The 21871-nt window shown below is 65.0% G+C and carries 23 protein-coding genes; 12 read left to right on the top strand and 11 right to left on the bottom strand.

Going from position 1 to position 21871, the window contains the following annotated elements; genetic code table 11:
- Positions 1 to 85: 85 nt before the first annotated feature.
- On the top strand, positions 86 to 1639 hold the full coding sequence (locus M1247_RS30750) for a succinic semialdehyde dehydrogenase (protein ID WP_317160207.1): 1554 nt from the start codon (positions 86 to 88) through the stop codon (positions 1637 to 1639).
- A 21-nt stretch (positions 1640 to 1660) separates the two neighbouring features.
- Here the strand turns inward: M1247_RS30750 and M1247_RS30745 are convergent, their stop codons facing one another.
- Together M1247_RS30745 and M1247_RS30740 are read right to left on the bottom strand one after the other, a co-directional pair.
- The gene (locus M1247_RS30745; RefSeq protein ID WP_317160206.1) at positions 1661 to 2782 is read right to left on the bottom strand and encodes an NAD(P)H-dependent flavin oxidoreductase; all 1122 of its coding nucleotides are present in this window, start codon (positions 2780 to 2782) and stop codon (positions 1661 to 1663) included.
- Positions 2779 to 4431: a medium/long-chain-fatty-acid--CoA/3-oxocholest-4-en-26-oate--CoA ligase gene (locus M1247_RS30740; protein ID WP_458695269.1), complete on the bottom strand. Its 1653-nt coding sequence runs from the start codon at positions 4429 to 4431 to the stop codon at positions 2779 to 2781. The genes M1247_RS30745 and M1247_RS30740 overlap by 4 nt, the downstream gene beginning before the upstream one ends.
- Before the next feature lie 70 nt (positions 4432 to 4501).
- On the opposite strand from M1247_RS30740, the gene M1247_RS30735 reads away from it, so the two are divergent.
- A complete protein-coding gene (locus M1247_RS30735; protein ID WP_317160205.1) occupies positions 4502 to 5311 on the top strand; it encodes a crotonase/enoyl-CoA hydratase family protein in 810 nt (269 codons plus the stop codon).
- Positions 5312 to 5367: 56 nt separating this feature from the next.
- Here M1247_RS30735 and M1247_RS30730 read toward each other — a convergent pair whose 3' ends face one another.
- On the bottom strand, positions 5368 to 5700 hold the full coding sequence (locus M1247_RS30730; protein WP_317160204.1) for a hypothetical protein: 333 nt from the start codon (positions 5698 to 5700) through the stop codon (positions 5368 to 5370).
- A gap of 224 nt (positions 5701 to 5924) precedes the next feature.
- Here M1247_RS30730 and M1247_RS30725 point away from each other — a divergent pair, with 224 nt between their 5' ends.
- Positions 5925 to 6788 (top strand): type IV toxin-antitoxin system AbiEi family antitoxin, encoded by an 864-nt coding sequence (locus tag M1247_RS30725; protein ID WP_317160203.1) that lies wholly within the window; start codon positions 5925 to 5927, stop codon positions 6786 to 6788.
- On the opposite strand, the gene M1247_RS30720 is transcribed toward M1247_RS30725, so the two are convergent.
- The 3 genes from M1247_RS30720 to M1247_RS30710 all read right to left on the bottom strand — a co-directional run bounded on the left by M1247_RS30720 (position 6760) and on the right by M1247_RS30710 (position 9777).
- A complete protein-coding gene (locus M1247_RS30720) occupies positions 6760 to 7971 on the bottom strand; it encodes a cytochrome P450 (RefSeq protein WP_317160202.1) in 1212 nt (403 codons plus the stop codon). The genes M1247_RS30725 and M1247_RS30720 overlap by 29 nt on opposite strands.
- Positions 7968 to 8648, bottom strand: coding sequence for an acetoacetate decarboxylase family protein (locus M1247_RS30715; protein WP_317160331.1), 681 nt, complete (start codon positions 8646 to 8648; stop codon positions 7968 to 7970). Before M1247_RS30715 ends, M1247_RS30720 begins: the two co-directional genes overlap by 4 nt.
- Positions 8649 to 8745: 97 nt before the next feature.
- Positions 8746 to 9777, bottom strand: a complete 1032-nt coding sequence (locus tag M1247_RS30710; RefSeq protein ID WP_317160201.1) for an LLM class F420-dependent oxidoreductase — start codon at positions 9775 to 9777, stop codon at positions 8746 to 8748.
- Between the two features lie 57 nt (positions 9778 to 9834).
- Here M1247_RS30710 and M1247_RS30705 point away from each other — a divergent pair, with 57 nt between their 5' ends.
- The 5 genes from M1247_RS30705 to M1247_RS30685 are packed head-to-tail and all read left to right on the top strand — an operon-like array spanning position 9835 to position 14375.
- Entirely contained in the window at positions 9835 to 10824 is a 990-nt protein-coding gene (locus tag M1247_RS30705; RefSeq protein ID WP_317160200.1) for a Zn-ribbon domain-containing OB-fold protein, read from the top strand.
- An 8-nt stretch (positions 10825 to 10832) separates the two neighbouring features.
- On the top strand, positions 10833 to 11897 hold the full coding sequence (locus M1247_RS30700; RefSeq protein ID WP_317160199.1) for a thiolase family protein: 1065 nt from the start codon (positions 10833 to 10835) through the stop codon (positions 11895 to 11897).
- Entirely contained in the window at positions 11898 to 13076 is a 1179-nt protein-coding gene (locus M1247_RS30695; protein ID WP_317160198.1) for a thiolase family protein, read from the top strand.
- A 5-nt stretch (positions 13077 to 13081) separates the two neighbouring features.
- Entirely contained in the window at positions 13082 to 13960 is an 879-nt protein-coding gene (locus M1247_RS30690) for a TIGR03619 family F420-dependent LLM class oxidoreductase (RefSeq protein WP_317160330.1), read from the top strand.
- Position 13961: 1 nt separating this feature from the next.
- The gene (locus M1247_RS30685) at positions 13962 to 14375 is read left to right on the top strand and encodes a nuclear transport factor 2 family protein (RefSeq protein WP_317160197.1); all 414 of its coding nucleotides are present in this window, start codon (positions 13962 to 13964) and stop codon (positions 14373 to 14375) included.
- Here the strand turns inward: M1247_RS30685 and M1247_RS30680 are convergent, their stop codons facing one another.
- Entirely contained in the window at positions 14376 to 14918 is a 543-nt protein-coding gene (locus tag M1247_RS30680) for a gamma carbonic anhydrase family protein (protein ID WP_317160329.1), read from the bottom strand.
- Positions 14919 to 14991: 73 nt separating this feature from the next.
- On the opposite strand from M1247_RS30680, the gene M1247_RS30675 reads away from it, so the two are divergent.
- The 3 genes from M1247_RS30675 to M1247_RS30665 all read left to right on the top strand — a co-directional run bounded on the left by M1247_RS30675 (position 14992) and on the right by M1247_RS30665 (position 17404).
- Positions 14992 to 15639, top strand: a complete 648-nt coding sequence (locus tag M1247_RS30675; protein ID WP_410506971.1) for a hypothetical protein — start codon at positions 14992 to 14994, stop codon at positions 15637 to 15639.
- A gap of 104 nt (positions 15640 to 15743) precedes the next feature.
- The gene (locus tag M1247_RS30670) at positions 15744 to 16934 is read left to right on the top strand and encodes a 3-ketosteroid-9-alpha-monooxygenase, oxygenase component (RefSeq protein WP_317160195.1); all 1191 of its coding nucleotides are present in this window, start codon (positions 15744 to 15746) and stop codon (positions 16932 to 16934) included.
- Positions 16934 to 17404, top strand: coding sequence for a hypothetical protein (locus M1247_RS30665; RefSeq protein WP_317160194.1), 471 nt, complete (start codon positions 16934 to 16936; stop codon positions 17402 to 17404). Before M1247_RS30670 ends, M1247_RS30665 begins: the two co-directional genes overlap by 1 nt.
- A gap of 76 nt (positions 17405 to 17480) precedes the next feature.
- Here M1247_RS30665 and M1247_RS30660 read toward each other — a convergent pair whose 3' ends face one another.
- The 3 genes from M1247_RS30660 to M1247_RS30650 are packed head-to-tail and all read right to left on the bottom strand — an operon-like array spanning position 17481 to position 20535.
- Positions 17481 to 18626: a sulfotransferase family protein gene (locus M1247_RS30660; RefSeq protein WP_317160193.1), complete on the bottom strand. Its 1146-nt coding sequence runs from the start codon at positions 18624 to 18626 to the stop codon at positions 17481 to 17483.
- Positions 18623 to 19405 carry an SDR family oxidoreductase gene (locus M1247_RS30655; protein ID WP_317160192.1) on the bottom strand — a complete coding sequence of 261 codons (783 nt, stop codon included), beginning with the start codon at positions 19403 to 19405 and terminating at the stop codon, positions 18623 to 18625. The genes M1247_RS30660 and M1247_RS30655 overlap by 4 nt, the downstream gene beginning before the upstream one ends.
- Positions 19406 to 19407: 2 nt before the next feature.
- Positions 19408 to 20535 carry a hypothetical protein gene (locus M1247_RS30650; RefSeq protein ID WP_317160191.1) on the bottom strand — a complete coding sequence of 376 codons (1128 nt, stop codon included), beginning with the start codon at positions 20533 to 20535 and terminating at the stop codon, positions 19408 to 19410.
- A gap of 104 nt (positions 20536 to 20639) precedes the next feature.
- Here M1247_RS30650 and M1247_RS30645 point away from each other — a divergent pair, with 104 nt between their 5' ends.
- On the top strand, positions 20640 to 21536 hold the full coding sequence (locus M1247_RS30645; protein WP_317160190.1) for an IclR family transcriptional regulator: 897 nt from the start codon (positions 20640 to 20642) through the stop codon (positions 21534 to 21536).
- An 11-nt stretch (positions 21537 to 21547) separates the two neighbouring features.
- On the opposite strand, the gene M1247_RS30640 is transcribed toward M1247_RS30645, so the two are convergent.
- Positions 21548 to 21868, bottom strand: a complete 321-nt coding sequence (locus M1247_RS30640) for a hemophore-related protein (RefSeq protein ID WP_317160189.1) — start codon at positions 21866 to 21868, stop codon at positions 21548 to 21550.
- Positions 21869 to 21871 lie beyond the last annotated feature (3 nt).

Below are 21871 nucleotides of genomic sequence, written 5' to 3'. Positions count from 1 at the left end.
GGGCGCAGGCGGGTCGTGAACAAATCGGACAACCCGGGTAGGTTGACGGTCAACCGATTGTTACTCGCCAGTAGGGAGAGTTCCGATGCCTGCTCCGTCTGCCGCGGACTTCGCACGACTCCGCAAGCTCAGCGCCATAGTCGACATCGACGCGCGCCAATCGAAATCGATCGAGGAAGTGTTCACCGGTCGCGAGCTGACCACCATCCCGGTCGGCACCGCCGCCGACGTCGAGACGGCATTCGCCAAGGCCCGCGCCGCGCAGGTGGCCTGGGCCCAGCGCCCGGTCAAGGAGCGCTGCGCAGTCATCGAGCGGTATCGCGACCTGGTGGCAGGCAACCGCGACTTCCTGATGGACGTGGCCCAGGCCGAAACCGGCAAGGCCCGCTCGGCGGCCCAGGAGGAGCTCGTCGACATCATGCTCAATGCGCGCTACTACGCGCGTGAGGCGGCCAAGCTGCTCGGATCGAAGCGCGTGCAGGGCCTGCTGCCCGGCATCGTCAAGACCGTGGTCAACCACCACCCCAAAGGTGTCGTCGGCGTCATCTCGCCGTGGAATTACCCGATGACGCTGTCGATCTCGGATTCCATCCCGGCACTGCTCGCCGGCAACGCGGTGGTGGTCAAACCTGACAGCCAGACGCCCTACTGCACACTGGCCAATGCCGAGCTGCTGTATCAGGCCGGGCTGCCCCGCGATCTTTTCGCCGTGGTGCCCGGGCCGGGTTCGGTGGTCGGCACCGCGATCGTGCAGCACTGCGACTACCTGATGTTCACCGGTTCCACCGCCACCGGCCGCAGCCTCGCCGAGCAGTGCGGCCGCCGCCTGATCGGGTTCTCCGCCGAGCTGGGCGGCAAGAATCCCATGATCGTCACCAAGGGGGCAGATCTCGACGTCGCCGCCAAAGCCGCGACACGGGCCTGCTTCTCCAATGCCGGGCAGTTGTGCATCTCGATCGAGCGCATTTATGTCGAACGGGATATCGCCGACGAATTCACCGCCAAGTTCGGCGAGCGGGTCCGCGCGATGAAACTGTCGACCGCCTACGACTTCACCGCCGACATGGGCAGCCTGATCTCGGAGGACCAGGTGAAAGCCGTTTCCGGACATGTTGACGATGCAAAGGTCAAGGGCGCCAAGGTGATCGCAGGTGGTAATGCCCGCCCCGACATCGGCCCGCTGTTCTTCGAGCCGACGGTGCTCACCGACGTCACCGATGAGATGGAGTGCGGCCGTAACGAAACCTTCGGCCCCCTGGTGTCGATCTATCCGGTCGATTCCGTCGAGGAGGCCATCGAGAAGGCCAACGACACCGAGTACGGGCTCAATGCCAGCGTGTGGGCGGGCTCGAAGTCCGAGGGTGAGGCGATCGCGGCGCGGCTGCAGGCCGGGACGGTCAATGTCGACGAGGGCTACGCCCTGGCGTTCGGCAGCACCGCCGCACCGATGGGCGGCATGAAAGCGTCGGGCATCGGCCGCCGCCACGGGGCCGACGGCATCCTCAAATACACCGAATCACAGACGGTTTCGACGGCGAGAGTGCTGAACCTGGATCCCCCGCTGGGGATTTCGCAGACGTTCTGGCAGAAGGCGCTGACCCCGATGATCCAGGCGGTGCAGAAGCTGCCGGGCCGGTGACCTTCTCCCGCGCGCAGGAAATCAGGCGTCGCGGACGGTGTCGAGCCGCGTCGTCGCGGCCTCGAACCCGCTGACCAGTTCCCCGATGATGTCTGCGACCGGGCGAATCTCGTTCATCCGGCCCACAATCTGACCGACCGGCATCGACACCGTATCGGGGTTGTCGGATTCGTTCATCCGCTGGTGAGCCTCGCTGACCAGGATGTTCTGCAACGGCATCGGCAGCGGCTCCGGAGCGTCCGGGGCATCCCACGCGTCGGTCCACTTGGTCTTGAGCAGCCGGGCCGGCTTGCCCGTGTAAATCTTGCGGCGCACGGTGTCGGCCGTGGTGGCTTTGAGCAGCGCCTCCTGGATCGTCGACGTGCCACCGGGCAGGCGGTGACCGAGGTCGTACTCAGCAGCGGTGAGGAACGCCGAGCCCATCCACACACCCGACGCGCCGAGCGCGAGCGCCGCGGCGACCTGCTTGCCGGTACCGATGCCGCCGGCAGCGAGCACCGGGGCCTTGCCCTCAAGGGCGTCAACGATTTCCGGCCACAGGACCATGGAGCCGATCTCGCCGGTGTGACCGCCGGCCTCGTGCCCCTGGGCGACCACGATATCGACACCGTTCTCGGCGTGGCGTAGCGCGTGCTTGGCACTGCCGGCCAGGGCTGCCACCGGGACACCGGCCGCATGCGCCTGGTCGATCACGTCCTTCGGCGGGGAGCCCAGCGCGTTGGCGATCAGCTTGATGGGGTGTTTGAGCGCGACCTCGACGTGGCTGCGCGCCACCGAATGCAGCCAGCCCAGCACACCCTCGTTACGCTCTTCATCCTCGGGAAGCTGCGGAACCCCAAGATCGGCGAGGGTTTTCGCGACGAAGTCGCGGTGACTCTGCGGAATCAACTTGTTGATGTCGACCGCGGTGCCCTCGGTCGGAATCTTGGCAGGCATCACGATGTCGACGCCGTAAGGTTTGCCGTCGGTGTTGGCGTCCATCCATTGCAGGACGTTCTCCAGATCGTCGGCGTCATTGAACCGCACGCAACCCAGCACACCCAGGCCGCCGGCCTTGCTGACCGCCGCCGCGACCTTCTCCGACGGGGTGAACACGAAGATCGGGTACTCGATCCCGAACCGTTCGCAGAGTTCGGTTTTCACTGTTTGGCCCCCACATGGTTGGCGTTCACGTCATCGGCGGGACGTTCCTCGGTGGTGTCCTTGGCCCAACGGTAGTCCGGTTTGCCGGCCGGGGACCGCTTGACCTCGTCGACCAGCCAAAGGCTGCGGGGCACTTTGTATCCCGCAATCTCGGTGCGGACGAACGCGTCGAGTTCCGCCAGGGTGGGGCGGGCGTCGGGACGCGCCTGCACCACGGCCGCGACGTGCTGGCCGAAACGCTCATCGGGAACACCGACCACCAGCGCGTCGAACACGTCGGGATGGCCCTTGAGCGCAGCCTCGACCTCTTCGGGGTAGATCTTCTCCCCGCCGCTGTTGATCGAGACCGAGCCGCGGCCCAGCATCGTCACACTGCCGTCGGCCTCGACCTCGGCGTAATCACCCGGAATCGCGTAGCGCACACCGTTGATGGTCTGGAACGTCTCCGCCGTCTTCTTCTCGTCCTTGAAGTAGCCGACCGGAATATGACCACGCTTGGCGATGATGCCGCGCACACCCGAGCCCGGCTTGACCTCGTTGCCGTCGTCGTCGAGCACCACGGTGTTCTTGTCGATGGTCACGCGCGGGCCACCGGTATGCGACTGTCCCTTGGCCACGATGCTGGTGCCGCCGAACCCGGTCTCCGAGGAACCGATTGAATCGGTGATGATCCGGTTGGGCAGCAGCTCAAGGAACTTCTCCTTGAGGCTCGTGGAGAACAGCGCGGCCGTACTGGCCAGCAGGAACAACGACGACAGGTCGTACTCCTTGCCCTGCGCCTGTGCCGTCAACAGCGAATCAAGCAGCGGACGGGCCATCGCATCACCGGTGAAGAACAGCAGGTTCACCTTGTGGTCGTGGATCATCTGCCAGACCTCGTCGGCGTTGAACTCCGGCGCCAGCACCACGGTCTGCCCGGAGAACAGCGACATCCAGGTGGCCGACTGGGTGGCACCGTGGATCATCGGCGGGATCGGCAGCCGGATCATCGGCGGATTCGCGGCGGCCTGCTTGGACAGGTCGTACTCGTCGGCGATTGGCTCGCCGGTCGCGAAATCGGTGCCGCCGAACAGCACCCGGTAGATGTCCTCGTGGCGCCACATCACGCCTTTGGGGAAGCCGGTGGTGCCGCCGGTGTACAGCAGGTAGATGTCGTCCTCGCTGCGCGGGCCGAAGTCGCGCTCGGGCGAACCCTGCGCCAGCGCTTCCTCGAAGGCCACGCCGCCGTACCGCTGGAAATCATCATCGCTACCGTCTTCGACCGCCAGGATGGTCGTGATCTTCGGAGTCTCCGGCAGCACATTGGCCACCCGATCGGCGTAGCGGCGCTCATGCACCAACGCGACCATGTCGGAGTTGTCGAAGAGGTACTTCAGTTCGCCCTCGACATAGCGGAAGTTGACGTTGACCAGGATGGCGCCCGCCTTGACGATCCCGAGCATCGCAATGACGATCTCGATGCGGTTGCGGCAGTACAGGCCGACTTTGTCGTCCTTCTTGACACCCCGGTCGATGAGGTAGTGCGCAAGTCGGTTGGCCTTCTCCTCGAGCTGCGCATAGGTCAGCTGTTCGTCGCCGCCGATCAGGGCGACACGGTCAGGCACAGCGTCGATCGCGTGCTCGGCAAGGTCTGCGATATTCAGAGCCACAGAACCTAAACTAGAACGTGTTACATTTCGTGACAAGTCCGGGGTTACCAAGCAGGGAGGTCGACGGTCCGTGAGCGACGAAAAAGATCAGGAAAAAGGGCCCGACGCCCTTATTGACCAGCGCGGACACACTTTGATCGTGACGCTGAACCGGCCAGAGGCGCGAAACGCGCTTTCCACCGAGATGCTCTCGATCATGGTCGAGGCCTGGGACCGCGTCGACAACGATCCAGAGATCCGCACCTGCATCCTCACCGGGGCCGGCGGGTACTTCTGCGCGGGCATGGACCTCAAAGGCGCGACCAAGAAGCCGCCGGGAGATTCATTCAAGGACGGCAGCTACGACCCGTCACGCATCGACGGCCTGCTCAAGGGCCGCAGGCTGACCAAGCCACTCATCGCGGCCGTCGAGGGCCCGGCCATCGCCGGCGGCACCGAGATCCTGCAGGGCACCGATATCCGCGTCGCCGGTGAGAGCGCCAAGTTCGGTATTTCCGAGGCCAAGTGGAGCCTGTACCCGATGGGTGGCTCGGCGGTTCGCCTGGTGCGCCAGATTCCGTACACAATCGCGTGCGACATGCTGCTCACCGGACGGCACATCACCGCAGCCCAGGCACTGGACTACGGGCTGATCGGACACGTGGTGCCTGACGGTACGGCGCTGGACAAGGCGCTGGAGATCGCCGAGGTGATCAACAACAACGGCCCGTTGGCGGTGCAGGCGATCCTCAAGACCATTCGCGAAACCGAAGGCATGCACGAGTTGGACGCCTTCAAACCCGACACCGCCAACGGCATCCCGGTGTTCCTCTCCCAGGACGCCAAGGAGGGCCCGCTGGCATTCAAGGAGAAGCGGGCACCCAACTTCCAGATGAAGTAAGCCGATGACACGACTGAGGCCCTGCTCGAAGCGAGCAGGGCCTCAGTGCTATCCGGTCACCAGTGGGGATGCGGCGGTCCCCACGGCCGCGGTGGCGGCGGTGGCGGTCCCCAGAACGGTGGCGGTGGCGGTGGCCGCCAGAACGGGGGCGGAGGCGGAGGTGGTGGCGGTCCCCAGAACGGTGGCGGCGGAGGCGGCGGTCCCCAGAACGGCGGAGGGGGCGGCGGAGGGGGCGGGAAGAGTGGGGCCGGGCCCATCAGCCCCGCCGACACCGAACCGGCCACGGGGGCCGCATTGGCCGCCCCGGCCAGGCCGACGCCACCGGCCAGCAACGCCCCGGTGAGAAGCATCCCACCGATCGCCTTGCGCCCGTTCGTATGTCGTGCCATACCGTTCACCTTTCTGTCATCGCGATCAGCGTCGAACCTAATTTAGCGAGACTATCTAATTAGGCTGTACGACGAAAGTCCCCTAACGCATGCACAGCCAATACTTAACTAAGACATAGGGTTGCGAGCCATGCCGATCGTGAAGCCTCTGCGAGTTTTCGGCCGATTTCTCGCAGACGTTTCACGCTCGCGGATATGTCGGTCAACGTTGACACACTTCCCGCATGGGCGAACCTTTCATCGGTAGCGAAGCCGTCGCATCCGGACGGCTGACGCCGTATCAGCTTCGCAGTCGCTTCGTCGGAATCTATCCGGGCGTCTACATATCCCGAGACGCCACGCTCACCGCGCCCCGCAAGGCTAAGGCGGCTTGGCTGTGGTCGGGCCGTCGCGGCGTGATCGCCGGCAGATCGGCATCGGCATTGCACGGCGCGAAGTGGATTGACACCGGCAGTCCCGCTGAGCTGATCTCTGACAACCGGCACGCCCCCAAAGGGCTCAGCACGTGGAGCGATCGTTTCGAGGGTGACGAGGTCGAACCGATCAACGGAATGCCGGTGACCACTCCCGCCCGGACCGCGCTCGACCTGGCCTGCCGTTATCCCACCGACAAGGCAGTTGCCTCGATCGACGCCCTGACCAACGCTACGAAATTCAAGATCGCTGATGTCGAGTTGCTCATCGATCGCTACCGCGGCCGTCGTGGGCTGAAGAATGCTCGTGCCGTAGTTGACCTCGTCGACGGCGGAGCCGAGTCACCTCGCGAAACCTGGTTGCGGCTGCTCGCGGTCCGCGCTGGATTCCCACGGCCCAAGACTCAAATTCCGGTGCACGACGAATTTGGCATCTTGGTCGGTGTCTTCGATATGGGTTGGGAGGACGCCAGAGTGGCCGCCGATTACGACGGCGAGCAGCATCGCACCGACCGCCGCAGGTTCAATCGCGACATCCGCAAGGCCGAAACGGTGACGCGATTGGGCTGGACAGACATCAGAGTGACGGTCGAAGACGGCGAGGCCGACATCATCAAGAGGATCTCGGCTGCTGGCGTGCCACGAGTCAGGCTCCGACGGGAGCTGTCGGGGTGAACACCACGGGCATGGCCTCGGGTCCGCTGACGAAGTTCGCGGGCCGCAACGGCACCTCGGCACCGTCGGCCAGTCGCAGGTCGGGCAGACGCTTGAGCAGCCGGGACGTCATGAGCTTGAGCTCGAGGCGGGCCAGCTGGTTGCCCAGACAGAAGTGACTGCCGAAGCCGAAAGCCAGGTGGCTGTTGGGATTCCGGTCGATATCGAAGTCGTCCGGGTTGTCGAAAACCGTCTCGTCGAAGTTCGCCGACTCGAACATCAGCATGATCTTCTCACCGACCTTGAGCTCGGCACCGTGGAACGTGGTGTCCGCGGTCAGGGTGCGGCACATGTTCTTCACCGGCGACGTCCAGCGCAGCATCTCCTCGATCGCGCCGGGCAGGAGCTCCTCGTTGGCCACCAGGCGGTCCCACTGATCCCGATGGCGCAGCAGCTGCTCGGTCCCGCCGGAGAGCGTGTGGCGGGTGGTCTCATCGCCGCCGATAAGGATCAGCAGTGTCTCGAACACGATCTCGTCATCGGTCATCCGTTGACCTTCGACCTCGGCGTTGACCAGGATCGAGAACAGATCATCGGTTGGATCGGCGCGCCGTTTTGCGATCTGTTCCATGGTGAACGCGGTGTAGGCCGCGAAGGTGTCCATCAGCTTCTGGATCACGGTCTCGTCGACATGCGAGGACAACCCGCACACCAGGTCATCGGACCACTTCAGCAGCATCTCGCGCTCCGTGGGCAGCACCCCGAGCATGTCGCCGATCACCGCCATCGGCAGCGGGGCGGCGATATCGCGGACGAAGTCGCATTCGCCGCGCTCACAGACGGCGTCGATCAGCGTGTCGCACAGCTTCTCGATCGACGGCACCTTGTCCATCACCCGCTTGCGGGTGAATCCGGAGTTGACCAGCTTGCGCCGCAACAAATGTGCCGGATCGTCCATGTCGATCATGTAGGGCATGCCGGGCTGATCGGGTCGGATGCCGCCGGTGGAGGAGAACAACTCCGGGTTGCGCTCAGCGTCGATAAGCGCCGCATAGGTAGTCGCCGCAGCCAGCCCGTTGCGGTCGCGGAACACCGGCTCATTGGCCCGCATCCAACGGTAGGCCTCACGGGCACCGCCGTCGGCGTAGAACGTGCCGTTGGCCAGGTCGACGTCTGGCTTGGTGGCCGAAAGTACCTGCGTCATGAGATCTCCTTGGCTTCACCGAACGTCATCTGCACGTTCTCGACGGAACTCGATACGAGCGCACGCTTGGGCAGGCCGAGCGAGGCAAGGTCTTTCGCGTACGGGTGATCGCCGAGCCACATCCGCACCCCTCCGGGCCGGTATCGCACACCGGACAGGCGCATCTCCCCCGCGGTTTCGCGGGTCACGCCGTCCAGATGCGAATATGTCGGGTGCACCTGCGGGCGGGACGTGAACGTCGGTGGCACCGGCAGACCTGTCCGGAACTCCATGCCCACGACCAGCTGTCCGTCGATGCTGACGTCAAATCCGAACTGACGGGCGTCCCGAACAGTGAAGTCTGCCATCACTTTCGGATAGCCCCAGATGGTTCGGCCGGCTTCCAACGTGAATGCCTGATCGACCGGCAGGTGATGGATGAACGCGCCTGCGGACTGCAGGGCGCGCACCCCGGAGGCACTCGAACCCGGCGGGTTCACCATGACGTTGGTGCCGTACTCCAGATACTGCCCGAGGTCACTGTCGAGGTAATGCATGAGCATCAGGACCACGACCGCGCGGCCGGGCCGGTACCGGCACACCTGCAGACCGCTGTAGTCGATCATGCGTTGCGCGGCGTCGGCATCGACCGAGAACATCGCCATGTGTTGCCGGGCGGTGCGGACCTGGACCGGCATGGTCACGACGGATCCGGCGATGATGTGCTGAGAAGACCCAGTGGTATCGGTCACACCCCAAATCTAGAACGCGTTCTAGACAAGTTGCAACAAGTGTCTACACCAGCGCGGCGAGTTCCCGGATCTGCTCGGCGCTGCGGCCGCTGACCACCATGGTGGTGACACCGGAGGCTTCCCAGACCTTGATCTGCTCGCGCACATGGTCGACGTCACCGACGATCGCGGCGTCGTCGACCACCTCGTCGGGTATGACCTCGGCCGCTTCGTCCTTGCGACCCGACCGGAACAGCGCGGTCACCTCGTCGACCACATCGCCGTATCCCATCCGGCGATAGACCTCGGCGTGGAAGTTGGTGTCCTCGGCGCCCATGCCGCCCATATACAGCGCCAGGTACGGCTTCATCGCGGCGAACGCCGCGGCCCGGTCGTCGGTGATGACGATGTTGGCCGTCGCACAGATCTCGAAATCCTCGCGGCTGCGCCGAGCCCCCGGACGGGCAAAGCCCTCGTCGAGCCAGGAGTTGTAGGTGTCGGCCATGCGCGGGGTGTAGAAGATCGGCAACCAGCCATCACAGATTTCGGCGGCCATCGCGACGTTCTTGGGCCCCTCGGCACCCAGCATGATCGGGATGTCGGCGCGCAACGGATGGGTGATCGGCTTGAGCGGCTTGCCCAGCCCGGTCGTCCCCTCGCCCGACAACGGCAGCGGATAGTGCGGTCCTGCGCTGGTCACCGGGGCTTCCCGGGCCCACACCTGGCGGATGATGTCGACGTATTCACGGGTGCGTGCGAGCGGTCTCGGGAACTTCTGGCCGTACCAGCCCTCGACCACCTGCGGTCCGGATACCCCAAGGCCCAGGATGTGCCGGCCGCCCGAGAGATGATCCAGGGTCAGCGACGCCATCGCGCACGCGGTCGGGGTGCGGGCGGACAGTTGCACCACCGAGGTGCCCAGCCGCAGTCGGCTGGTGGCCGAACCCCACCAGGCCAGCGGTGTGAACGCGTCCGAACCCCAGGCCTCGGCGGTGAACACGGTGTCGAATCCGGCGTCTTCGGCTGCGGCCACCAATTCGGCGTGATTGGTGGGCGGTTGCGCGGCCCAATATCCCAGTTGGAGCCCTAGCTTCATGAGGTTGCCTTCCGACCCGTTCTTGCCACGATTCTTAGAACCTGTTCTACTCGATGTGTGACAGCCAGCCAAAGCCGCCCGGCCTCGACAGATAATCACGAGCCGCCACTTTCTGCGCCACTGAAACTGTCTTTTGACTACACCCGTTCAGTTGGCCCGTTGCTCGGTCAATTCTTCACCGCGCTGCGTGAACGCCGAATCGTCGGCGTGCGCGGGTCCGACGGACGTGTGCACGTGCCACCCGCTGAGTATGACCCGGTCAGCTACGAACCTCTGACCGAGGTGGTACCGGTGTCCAGTGTCGGCACAGTGCTGTCCTGGACATGGCAGCCCGAGCCGCTGGAAGGCCAGCCGCTGGACCGGCCGTTCGCGTGGGCGCTGATCAAACTCGACGGTGCGGACACTCCGCTCCTGCATGCTGTCGACGCCGGGGACGCAACACTGGCCACCGGGGCGCGGGTCCACGCGCACTGGGTCGACGAGCCGGTCGGCGCGATCACCGATATCGCGTACTTCGTGCCAGGTGACACTCCGGAGGACGTCCCCGCCGTGACCGACGACCGGGACCCGGTGACGATGCTGGTGGTTCCGAGCTCGATCGAGATCCAGCACTCGGCATCACATCCGGAGAGCGTGTTCCTGCGCGGACTGCAGGAGGGCAAGCTGCTGGGCGCCAGGACGGGGCCCGAGGGCAAGGTGTATTTCCCTGCGCGCGAGGCTGACCCGGCCACCGGTCAGCAGCTCACCGAATACGTCGAGCTGGCCGACAAGGGCACTGTGACGACGTTCGCGATCATCAACATCCCGTTCGCCGGGCAACGCATCAAGCCGCCGTACGTGGCGGCGTACGTGCTGCTCGACGGCGCCGATATCCCATTCCTGCACCTGGTCACCGACATCGAGGCGGCCGAGGTGCGAATGGGTATGCGGGTCGAGGCGGTGTGGCGGCCCCGGGAGGAATGGGGCCTGGGCATCGACAACATTTCGCACTTCCGGCCGACGGGCGAGCCCGACGCCGAGTACGACACCTACAAGCACCACCTGTGAGGGACACGATGACTGATCGCGATATAGCGGTGGTCGGCTTCGCACATGCCCCGCATGTGCGCGCCACCGACGGCACCACCAACGGCGTCGAAATGCTGATGCCATGTTTTGCCCAGCTCTACGCCGAGCTCGGCCTGCAACAGACCGACATCGGCTTCTGGTGCTCCGGTTCGTCGGATTACCTTGCCGGCCGGGCATTCTCGTTCATCTCCGCGATCGACTCGATCGGCGCGGTACCGCCGATCAACGAATCGCACGTCGAGATGGACGCCGCATGGGCACTGTATGAGGCGTACATCAAAATCCTGACCGGCGAAGTGGACACCGCGCTGGTGTACGGCTTCGGCAAGTCCTCCTCCGGGGTTCTGCGCCGGATTCTGGCCCTGCAGACCGATCCGTACACCGTGGCGCCGTTGTGGCCGGATTCGGTGTCGATGGCCGGGCTTCAGGCCCGTTTCGGGCTCGACTCGGGCAAGTGGACGGCTGAGACGATGGCCCAGGTGGCGCTCGACTCGTTCGCCGTTGCCGAGCGCACCGACAGTGAGAAACCGGCCAACAGTATCGAGGAACTGCTGTCCCGTCCCTACTTCGCCGATCCGCTGCGCCGCCACGACATCGCACCGATCACCGACGGCGCCGCGGCCATCCTGCTGGCGGCCGGCGACCGGGCCCGCGAGTTGCGCGAGAACCCGGCGTGGATCACCGGTTTCGAGCACCGCATCGAAACCCCGATCCTGGGCGCCCGGGACCTGACGACATCCCCTTCGACGGCGGCTTCCGCGCAGGCCGCCACCGCCGGTGATGCCGGCTCCATTGAGGTGGCCGAACTCCACGCGCCGTTCAGCCATCAACAGTTGATCCTGCGCGAAGCGATCGGGCTGGGTGACTCGACGAAGATCAACCCGTCCGGCGGCGCCCTGGCCGCCAACCCGATGTTCTCGGCCGGACTTGAGCGCATCGGATTCGCCGCGCAGCACATCTTCAACGGATCAGCGGGGCGTGTGCTGGCACATGCCACCAGTGGTCCTGCGCTGCAACAGAATCTCGTTGCCGTCCTGGAGGGGAAGAACTAGATGGCGAACAAAGCTGCTGTCCTCGGCACCGGGCAGACCAAGTACGTCGCCAAGCGGCACGACGTGTCGATGAACGGACTGGTGCGGGAGGCCATCGACAAAGCCCTCGCTGACTCCGGTTTGACGATGGACGACATCGACGCCGTGGTGGTCGGCAAGGCACCGGACTTCTTCGAGGGCGTGATGATGCCCGAGTTGTTCATGGCCGACGCCACGGGCGCGACGGGCAAGCCGCTGATCCGCGTGCACACCGCGGGATCGGTGGGTGGCTCGACCTCGATCGTGGCGGCCAGCCTGGTGAAGTCGGGCAAGTACCGGCGCGTGCTCACCATGGCGTGGGAGAAGCAGTCCGAGTCGAATGCCATGTGGGCGTTGAGCATTCCGGTGCCGTTCACCAAACCTGTCGGTGCGGGCGCGGGCGGCTACTTCGCCCCACACGTGCGCGCCTACATCCGCCGGTCCGGTGCACCCGATCACATCGGAGCGATGGTCGCGGTGAAGGACCGGCTCAACGGCGCCAAGAATCCGTTGGCGCACCTGCACCAGCCCGACATCACGCTGGAAAAGGTGATGGCCTCCCAGATGCTGTGGGACCCGATCCGTTTCGACGAGACCTGCCCGTCTTCCGACGGTGCGGCGGCCATGGTGATCGGCGATGAGGAGACTGCGGACGCTCGGGTGGCCGAGGGCCATCCGGTCGCCTGGATCCACGCCACCGCGCTGCGTACCGAACCGCTGGCGTACTCGGGCCGTGATCAGGTCAACCCGCAGGCCGGCCGGGATGCGGCGGCCGCGCTGTGGCGCGATGCCGGAATCACCAGTCCGATCGACGAGATCGACGCCGCCGAGGTCTACGTGCCGTTCTCCTGGTTCGAGCCGATGTGGCTGGAAAACCTGGGCTTTGCCGCCGAGGGCGAGGGGTGGAAGCTCACCGAGGCCGGCGCCACCGCGATCGACGGCAAGATCCCGTTCAACGCGTCCGGCGGCGTGCTCTCGTCGAACCCGATCGGCGCGTCGGGCATGATCCGGTTCGCCGAATCGGCCATCCAGGTGATGGGCAAGGGCGGTGATCACCAGGTCAAGGGCGCCCGCAAGGCATTGGGTCATGCCTACGGCGGTGGCGCACAGTATTACGCGATGTGGGTGGTCTCCAGCGACAAGCCGGCAGCCAAGTCATGACACGCATGAAGTACACCCTCAGCGTGGCGATGGGGCCCCTCGAGCATCTGACCGAGTTGGCGCGCACCGCCGAGGAAGTCGGCTTCGATGCGATCGCGCTGCCGGACTCACTTTTCTACATGGAGAAGCAGGCCGCGGACTACCCCTACACCCCGGACGGTTCGCGGATGTGGAATGCCGAGACCCCGTGGGTGGACCCGCTGATCGCGGCAGCCTCGATGGGTGCGGTCACCTCGACGCTGCGGTTCTACACCAACGTCATGAAGCTCGGATCCCGCAACCCGCTGCTGCTGGCTCGACAGGTCGGCTCGGTGGCGAATCTGACCAACAACCGGTTCGGCTTCGGAGTAGGTATCGGTTGGGCGCCTGAGGAGTTCGAGTGGTGTGGGCAACCGTTCGCCAAGCGCGGTGCCCGCGTCGACGAGATGATCGAGGTGCTCAAGCTGGTGCTCGGCGGCGGGATGGTCGAGTTCCACGGTGAGTTCTACGATTTCGAACGCCTGCAGATGAGCCCGGCCCCGTCCCGGCCGGTGCCGTTCTACGTCGGCGGACACACCCCGGTGGCGCTCAAGCGGGCAGCACGGGCCAGCGACGGCTGGACCAGCGCGATGATGACCTGCGCGCAGTTGGCCGAGACGGTGTCGACCATCAACACGTTGCGCGCCGAATACGGTCGCGCCGACGAACCGTTCGAGTATCAGGCGGTCTGCATCGACAAGTTCGATCTCGACGGCCACCGGGAACTCGCCGCGGCCGGGATCACCGACAACATCGTGATCCCATGGATGCTCGATGGTCATGGCTTCGATGCGCCGATCGAGGCGAAGAAAGACTCGCTCAAACGGTTCGCCGACACCTACATCCACTCCGGTTGGCAGGACTGAGATGACCGTCACAGACCCAAACCATCCGGCGCACCTGGCCGGCAAGCGCTCCCGCGCCGCGGTCGCGGCACGGGACAAAGACGCCTGGCTTGCGGTGTTCGCCGACGACGCGATCGTGCAAGATCCGATCGGGCCGTCGTTCTTCGACCCCGAAGGCAACGGACACCGGGGCAAGGAAGCCATCGCGGCGTTCTGGGACAAGGCGATCGCCCCGACCGAGAACCTGGAGTTCCGGTTCGTCGACACCTTCCAGTGCGGTAGCGAGGAGGCCAACGTCGGCAGCATCGCCACCACGATGGGCGGCCACCAGATCGTCACCGAGGGTGTGTTCACCTACCGCGTCAATGACGCCGGGCAGATGGTCGCGCTGCGCGCGTTCTGGGAGGTCGACCGGGTGAGGACCACACCGGTCTAGTCAGTCGCGAGGTTCCGAGGGCACTTCGGCCAGTCCCGACAGATAACGCTGCGCCAGCTCCCGATAGGCCGCGGGGTTCGTCTCGACCCACATCGCGGCTCCGGTGCCGCCGATCGGACCTTTGACCTTGGCCGGTGCGCCGGTGACAAGAACTTCGTCGGGGATGCGGGTGCCGCCGACCACGAGCGAATGAGCCGCGATGAGGCTGCGCCGTCCGATCACCGCACCGTCGAGCACGGTGCAGTGGTTGGCGATCAAGGTCTCCTCGCCCACGTGCGCCCCGTGTATGACGCACATGTGCGCCACCGTCGCGCCAGGGCCGATGTCCACCGGCACGCCCGGCGGCGCGTGCAGCACCGATCCGTCCTGCACATTGGCGCCCTCGCGGATGACGATCGGCGCGTAGTCGCCACGCAGCACCGTGTTGAACCAGACCGACGCACCCGCCTCGACCGTGACGTCACCGATCAGCGTGGCAGTCGGGGCTATGAAAGCGGTCGGGTCGATGTGCGGTGCACGACCCTCGAACGAGTACATCGGCATCATTCAGATATACCCGGTGGTGGCCCCGGTACGTTGGATAGAGAATCCGCCAAACAACAGAACTTCGGTGCCATTGTCTGAATATTTTTCCAACATCCGTGTGAAGTTCTTCGCTGCCGCCGCGTTGACGGCACTGACCTGCCTGACGGCTACCGGCTGCGACACTGCCGACCCCGGCACGAGCGGGCCGGTGGGCAGCACGACGTCGTCCGCGCAAGCCTCCCCCACCACCAGCAGCAGCAAGGCCGCCGAGCCCGGGCCGGCCGACTACAGCCGGCTGCTGCTGCAGGCGGCTGACCTGAGCGACGACGAGGACACCTTCGCGGTGCGATCGACCTCCGGTGGCCCGAACGGGCTGCCGGGTGCCAGCGCACTGTTCGTCAATGCCGACGACACCAGGGCGATCTCCGACACCATCGTGATGTACCCGGATGCCGCGGCAGCGACCGCGACCCTGAATCAGGCGCTGCCCGAGATCGGCAAGGTGGTCACCGGCGGCACGCCGCAGCCCGTCGCGGTCGGCACCGACGGCAGCATGACCGTCGGCACATCCCCCGACGGCAGCAAGGCCACCACGCTGCTGTTGTTCACCCACGGCCCGGCCTTCGTGCGATTGCAATTCGAAAGTGCGCCGGAGGACCCGACGACCGACCGATTTGTGAATGCGATCGGCCGGATGCAGCAGATCGCGCTTCGCGTGGGCCTGGGCGCTGGGGAGTAACACCCTGGTCGGTGGGGTATGCCCCAGGTCACGTGCCAATTATTGCCAGATCGGGAGGAAAAACTGTAACGTGTTCTAGTTAGAGAGCAAGGACTGGAGGAGCCATGGCTACCGAGACTTTCGGCGGGCAGGAGCGTAGCGACCGGGGAACCGGTGTCGCTATTCGCGAGATCGACACCGGCGCGCTGCCCGATCGGTACGCACGGGGGTGGCACTGCCTCGGCCCGGTGAAGGATTACCAGGACGGCGAGCCGCACTCGGTGCAGGCCTTCGGAACCAAGCTGGTGGTGTTCGCCGATTCGCAGGGCGATCTGCAGATTCTCGATGGCTACTGCCGCCACATGGGTGGTGACCTGTCGCAGGGCACCATCAAGGGCGACACGGTGGCGTGCCCGTTCCACGATTGGCGCTGGGGCGGCGACGGCAAGTGCAAGCTGGTGCCCTACGCCAAGCGGACGCCCCGCCTTGCCCGCACCCGCGCCTGGCACACCGATGTGCGCGGCGGCCTGCTGTTCGTCTGGCACGACCACGAGGGCAATCCACCCCAGCCCGAGGTCCAGATCCCCGAGATCCCCGAGGCCGCCAGCGACGACTGGACCGAGTGGCGCTGGAACACGATGCTCATCGAGGGCAGCAACTGCCGCGAGATCATCGACAACGTCACCGACATGGCGCACTTCTTCTACATCCACTTCGGCCTGCCGACGTACTTCAAGAATGTCTTTGAAGGCCACATCGCGTCGCAGTACCTGCACAACGTCGGCCGGCCCGACATCGGCGACATGGGTACCGCGTACGGCGAGGCCCACCTGGATTCCGAGGCTTCCTACTTCGGCCCGTCGTTCATGATCAACTGGCTGCACAACAACTACGGCGGCTTCAAGGCCGAGTCGATCCTGATCAACTGCCACTACCCGGTGGACCAGGATTCGTTTGTGCTGCAGTGGGGTGTCATCGTCGAGAAGCCCAAGGGCATGGACGATGCCACCACCGACAAGCTGTCCAAAGCTTTCACCGAGGGTGTCAGCAAGGGGTTCCTGCAGGATGTCGAGATCTGGAAGCACAAGACCCGCATCGACAACCCGCTGCTGGTCGAGGAGGACGGCGCGGTTTATCAGATGCGGCGCTGGTATCAGCAGTTCTATGTCGACGTCGCCGACGTGACGCCCGACATGACCGACCGGTTCGAGATGGAGGTCGACACCACCGCGGCCAATGAAAAGTGGCACGTGGAGGTTGAGCAGAATCTCAAACTCCAAGCAGCGCAGAAGGAATCGGCGGAGCAGACGAGCTGATGGCCTCCGGCAGCGAGCGGACGCAGACGCCAGACGTTGACCGGCTGGCCCGCTCGATGCTGCTGTTGCACGGCGTGCACGAGGATGACGATCACCCTGCCGGCGATGGCCGTAACACCGGGAACTGGTCCAAGGCACCGAATTTCGCAGCTGACCCGCAGCGAGCGGCTGCCGTGCGAGCGGCGACCGAACAGGACCGGGAACGCTATCTGACCTCGGGGCTGGCCGCGGTGGATTGCCGGTTCTGCCACGTGACGGTTCAGGTCAAGAAGCTCGGCCCGGAACACACCTCGGTGCAATGGAGTTCGGAGGCGACGCAGCGTTGCGCGTTTTTCGCCGACATCCGGGCCGAGGGTGGTGATCCGGCGCGGGCCCGCTCCTGCCCGCGACTGGCCGACAGCATCAAGCACGCCGTCGCAGAGGGGTGTCTGGAGGAGATCTCCTCTGCCCCACCCCCTGGCGACGGCTGATTCTCCCCCGCGAGCAGACAGTTGTGTACCCTGTAACGCCGGGTTTCAGGTACCGAAGTGTCTGCTCGCCGGGGTACTAGAGGCCCTTGAAACGCTCCTTGACCGCCTCGACGGACAACCCGTAATCGGCCAGTGAATAGCTGTGTTTCGGCGCCCGCGGGCCCCTCTTGCTTGCCTCGTTCACCGCTTCGACGGCTTCGCGGGCCGCATCGGTGTAGGGCAACCCGAAATGGCGGTACACGTTCTCCACGGTGCCCACCGGATCGGCGATGAAATCGAAGTAGTCGACGTCGCAGAACTGCGCCGGATCATGTTTGGCCCGTTCGGCATTGAACAGTTCCAGGCCACGCGACCAGGTGTCCAACGCATCGGCCCCTATCTGCGCGCCGACGAAGGTGTCCGACCATCCCTCGGTGGTGTGCTGCGACAGTGAGCACATCGAGGCCATAATGGTATCGGCCGGCCGGTGACACTGGATCACCAACGCGTCGGGATAGGTGGCGAACACCGCCTCGAGCGCGAACAGGTGGCTGGGATTCTTGAGCACCCAACGCTTTCCGGGATCGTTGAGGCCGATCAACTGCAGGTTACGGCGATGACGCTGATACGACCGGGTCCAGTCCTGCCCTGCGAGCCAGTGCGCATACGTCGGCAGGTGGGCCAACGTCTCATAGGACACCGAGTGCAGGGACTGCCGCAACAGCTGCCAGCACTCCTCCACCTCGTCGGCGGTCATGAAATGCAGGCCGGTGTAATCCGGGTTCTCGTCATGGTGCCGGGAGAACTGAGCGTCGAGCTGCTGGTAAACGGGGTTGTCGGCCCAGGTTTCGCGCGGCGGGCGTGGTTGCGGGAATTCGGCCAACCACATCTCCAAGCCCTGATGGGCCGGGTCGGCAGTCAACAGCCGGTGCAGCACAGTGGTTCCGGTCCGCGGCAGGCCGGTCACGAAGATCGGCCGCTCGACCACCACATCGGCGTGCTGCGGATACTGCTTCCACGACGCCTCACTCAACAGCCGCGCCACCAACGCGTTACGCAGGAAGAACCGCGACATCTTGCTGCCCAGTTCGGTCAGACCGGCGTCGCGTTGATACGACTCCAGCAGCACGCCAAGCGCTTCGCGGTAGTTGTCGTCGTCGGTGCCGAAGTCCTCCAGCCCGGTCGCCTTGGTCGCCGATCGGTGCAGATCCTCGACCGTGCCCACATCAGTTCGCGCTGTCACGCTTTGTACTCCCCGCAGTTCACATCCAACGCCTGACCGGTGATACCGCTGGACAGATCGCTCGCCATGAACAGGATGGCCGAGGCCACCTCGTCCTCGGTGGGCAGCCGTTTGAGGTCGGACGCGGCGGCGGTGGCCTGGTAGATCTGGTCGACGGTGGTGCCGTACTTGCCCGCCTGATGCGTGAAGTAGCTCTCCAGCGTGCCACCCCAGATGTAGCCGGGCAGGATTGAATTGACCCGAATGCCTTGGTCACCCAGCTCCGTGGCCAGCGATTGCGACATGGCAAGCAACGCCGACTTGGCCATCTTGTAGGCACCGTACTTGGCCTGCGAGTGGCGTACCACCATGGAGTTCACGTTGACGACGGAGCCCTTGGCCTCGGCGAGCGCCGGGGTGAAGCCCTGGATCAGCCGCAACGCACCGAACACCGTGAGCTCGATGGCGTCGCGCATGTGGTCGAACGTGGTGTCGGCCAACGGCTTCATCGACGGCACACGAAATGCGTTGTTGATCAACACATCCACCTTGCCGTACGCCTCCAGCGACGCGGAAACGAGGTTGTTCACCTGCTCCTCGTCGGTGATGTCGGTGCCGACGGTCACGGCGCGGCGGCCGAGGTCGGTCACCTGCTTGGCCACCTCGTCGAGACGTTCGACGGTGCGGGCGGCCAGCACCAGGTCGGCGCCGGCTTCGGCGCAGCGCCGGGCCAGGGTGGTGCCGAGCGCAGGCCCGACGCCACTGATGACCACGATCTTGTTCTCAAGCAGTCCGGACATGTCTACCCCAGCATCCTGTTGGCGATCTGCTGCTGGCGCAGCGCGATACGCGCCCGCCATTGTTCATCGGAAATCTTGTTCTGTTCGTAATACGGGAGGGCGGCCTGCACCTTGTCGAGATCGACCAGTTCCACTGTCGGCCCGTCGGCCTCCGTCAGCTGCCGCGACACCCGCTGCCAGCGGAACTGCAGGATGCCCTTGGCGTGTCCGAGCGTCTCGACCCAGTTGGTGACGCCGGGATTCTGATCGGAGACCACGATGCGGATCTTCCCGTCGGGATCGGCTTGGGCCTGAGTGCCGTTCAGCGACGTCTGGTGATTGATGTAGTCCAACGAGATGTACCACAGGCTGCCGAGTTGGAACCCTAGATACGGCGCATCGGTGACCGGCAGGGTGATGACCAACGCCTGGTCTGCCGTGAGATCGTAGTGACCGGCCGAGGAATACTGCGTGGCCAGTCCGCCCGGCGTCAGCCGTGGCGCAACCATGGTGTTGACCGGGATGTTGAAGTAGAACCACTGCGGGAACTGCAGCCAGGTCTTGACGCGCTGGACCAACTGCTTACCTGCAGTGGCGAACCGCCTTTCGATGAGCTCGCGGCTCAGCGGCGGCGGCGCGGTGCCTGCGGTGTCGGCTCTGGCGATCGCCAGCGTGCCGCGCCTGGCCGACCAGTCGTTGTAAACCTCGCGGATCACCAGCTGCGCGGGCGCCTGCGGGGTGAACCGCCATTCGAATGTGCCGTCTGCACCGACATCGAGTTTGCGGTCATCGAATGCGGTTTCGCTGTCCGGCACGTTGGCGTCGGTGTACTCGCCGCCGAGCAATTGGAAACTCAGATCCGTTGTGCTGCCACGTGTCCCGGTGACTACGTATTCGTGCCCCGCATGTACCCGGGCGCCGAAGTACATCGTGTCCGGATTGTCCAGTCCCATCTTGTTGAACGGGCCGGTGCCCGACAGCAGAAACGGATGGTCGCGGTCATAGTCGAACGCGATGTGCGTACAGGCCGAGATGCCGCCCGCGACGTACTGCAGGCCTTCCAGCAGATCGGCCTCGGACTCGATGTGTGGCGCCTCGGCGACCAGGCGCTCGGCCTCGGCGATGGCGTCGACCAGTGGCTGTGAGTACATCTGCATCCATTCCGGTGCGGTCCAATATTGGACCGAGATGGTAGAGTTTCTGTACCGACACTAGAACGCGTTTCAGTTCGAGTCAATGCTGAGAGGTCTTTCGCATGACGCCTGCCGAGCCGACCGGCCGCGAATCGCCGCCCACCGCCCGGGTGGTCGCGATCCTCGACTTCCTCTCACGTCACCCCCATGACCGGTTCGGCCTGTCCGAGCTGGCACGACGTGTCGAACTGAGCAAGCCGACCTGCCTGGGCATCCTGACCACCTTGACCAACACGGGTTATCTGGTGCGCGACGACAGCGACAAGTCGTATCGCCTTGGGCCCACCCTGATTTCACTCGGTCACATCGCGCAGGAGTCGATGCGGGTCAGCCCGGCCGCCCGCACCGAGTTGCGTCGGTTATCGGCGGCCTTCGACACCACGGCAGCCCTTTCCGCGGTGGTCGACGACCGCATCACCGTGCTGGAACTGGTCGGACCGCCGGGCATCGATGTCGGCGTCCGGGTCGGGCAGAGCTATCCGTTCGCGCCGCCGGTCGGCCTGATGTTCGTGCTGTGGGACGACGACGCCCTGCGAGCCTGGCTGGCCAAGTCGCCGACCATCCCACTGCGCACCGAATCCGCACGGTTGCACCGGGTGATCGATTACTGCCGCGCCGACGGGTATCTGGTGGAACGCCTGACACCGGGAGGTCGCCGGCTCTATGCGTTGATGGCCGGGATGTCGACGAACCTGCCCGACGAACTGCGGGCGCTGCTCGGCGAACTGGTGTCCGACATCGGCGAGCGGGTGTACCTGCGCGAGGAAAGTGAAGCGCGTTCCGATATCAACGTCATCTCTGCGCCGGTGTTCGATCACCACCAACGCCAGGTCATGGCCGCCTCACTCCACATCGGAGCGACCCTGACGCACAACGAGATCGCCCAGCGCGCCCAGGCATTGGTGACGGCCGCGGACGCGGTGACCAAACAGCTCGGCGGAACCAAGCCGACACTCTGACGCGACGAAGCTCAGAAGTTGTTGCAGGTGTCGAACGTCGTTTGCAGAAGCCCGAGGTATGGCTGATTGGCCGGGTAACTCGCGATCGCCTCGGCCATCTGCCGACGCTGCCCGGGCGCCGCAGCGATGAACTGCCGCAACGCGGACTGCGCCTGCGGCGATACGCCGCCGGGATGTTGCACATTCAGCGCCGACATCACCTGGTCGTAACTACAGGTGCTGTTGACGGCAGAGTCCAGATTCGGATCGGCGGAAGCGATACCGGCCCCGACGGTCAATGCCAACGCCAGGCCAGTGACGGCGACAGCCACACTGATCGGTGATAGTTCCATGGT

The sequence above is a fragment of the Mycobacterium appelbergii genome (assembly GCF_032883035.1).
In the GTDB taxonomy this organism is placed as follows: domain Bacteria; phylum Actinomycetota; class Actinomycetes; order Mycobacteriales; family Mycobacteriaceae; genus Mycobacterium; species Mycobacterium appelbergii.
This window is presented reverse-complemented; position numbering and strand designations above follow the sequence as displayed.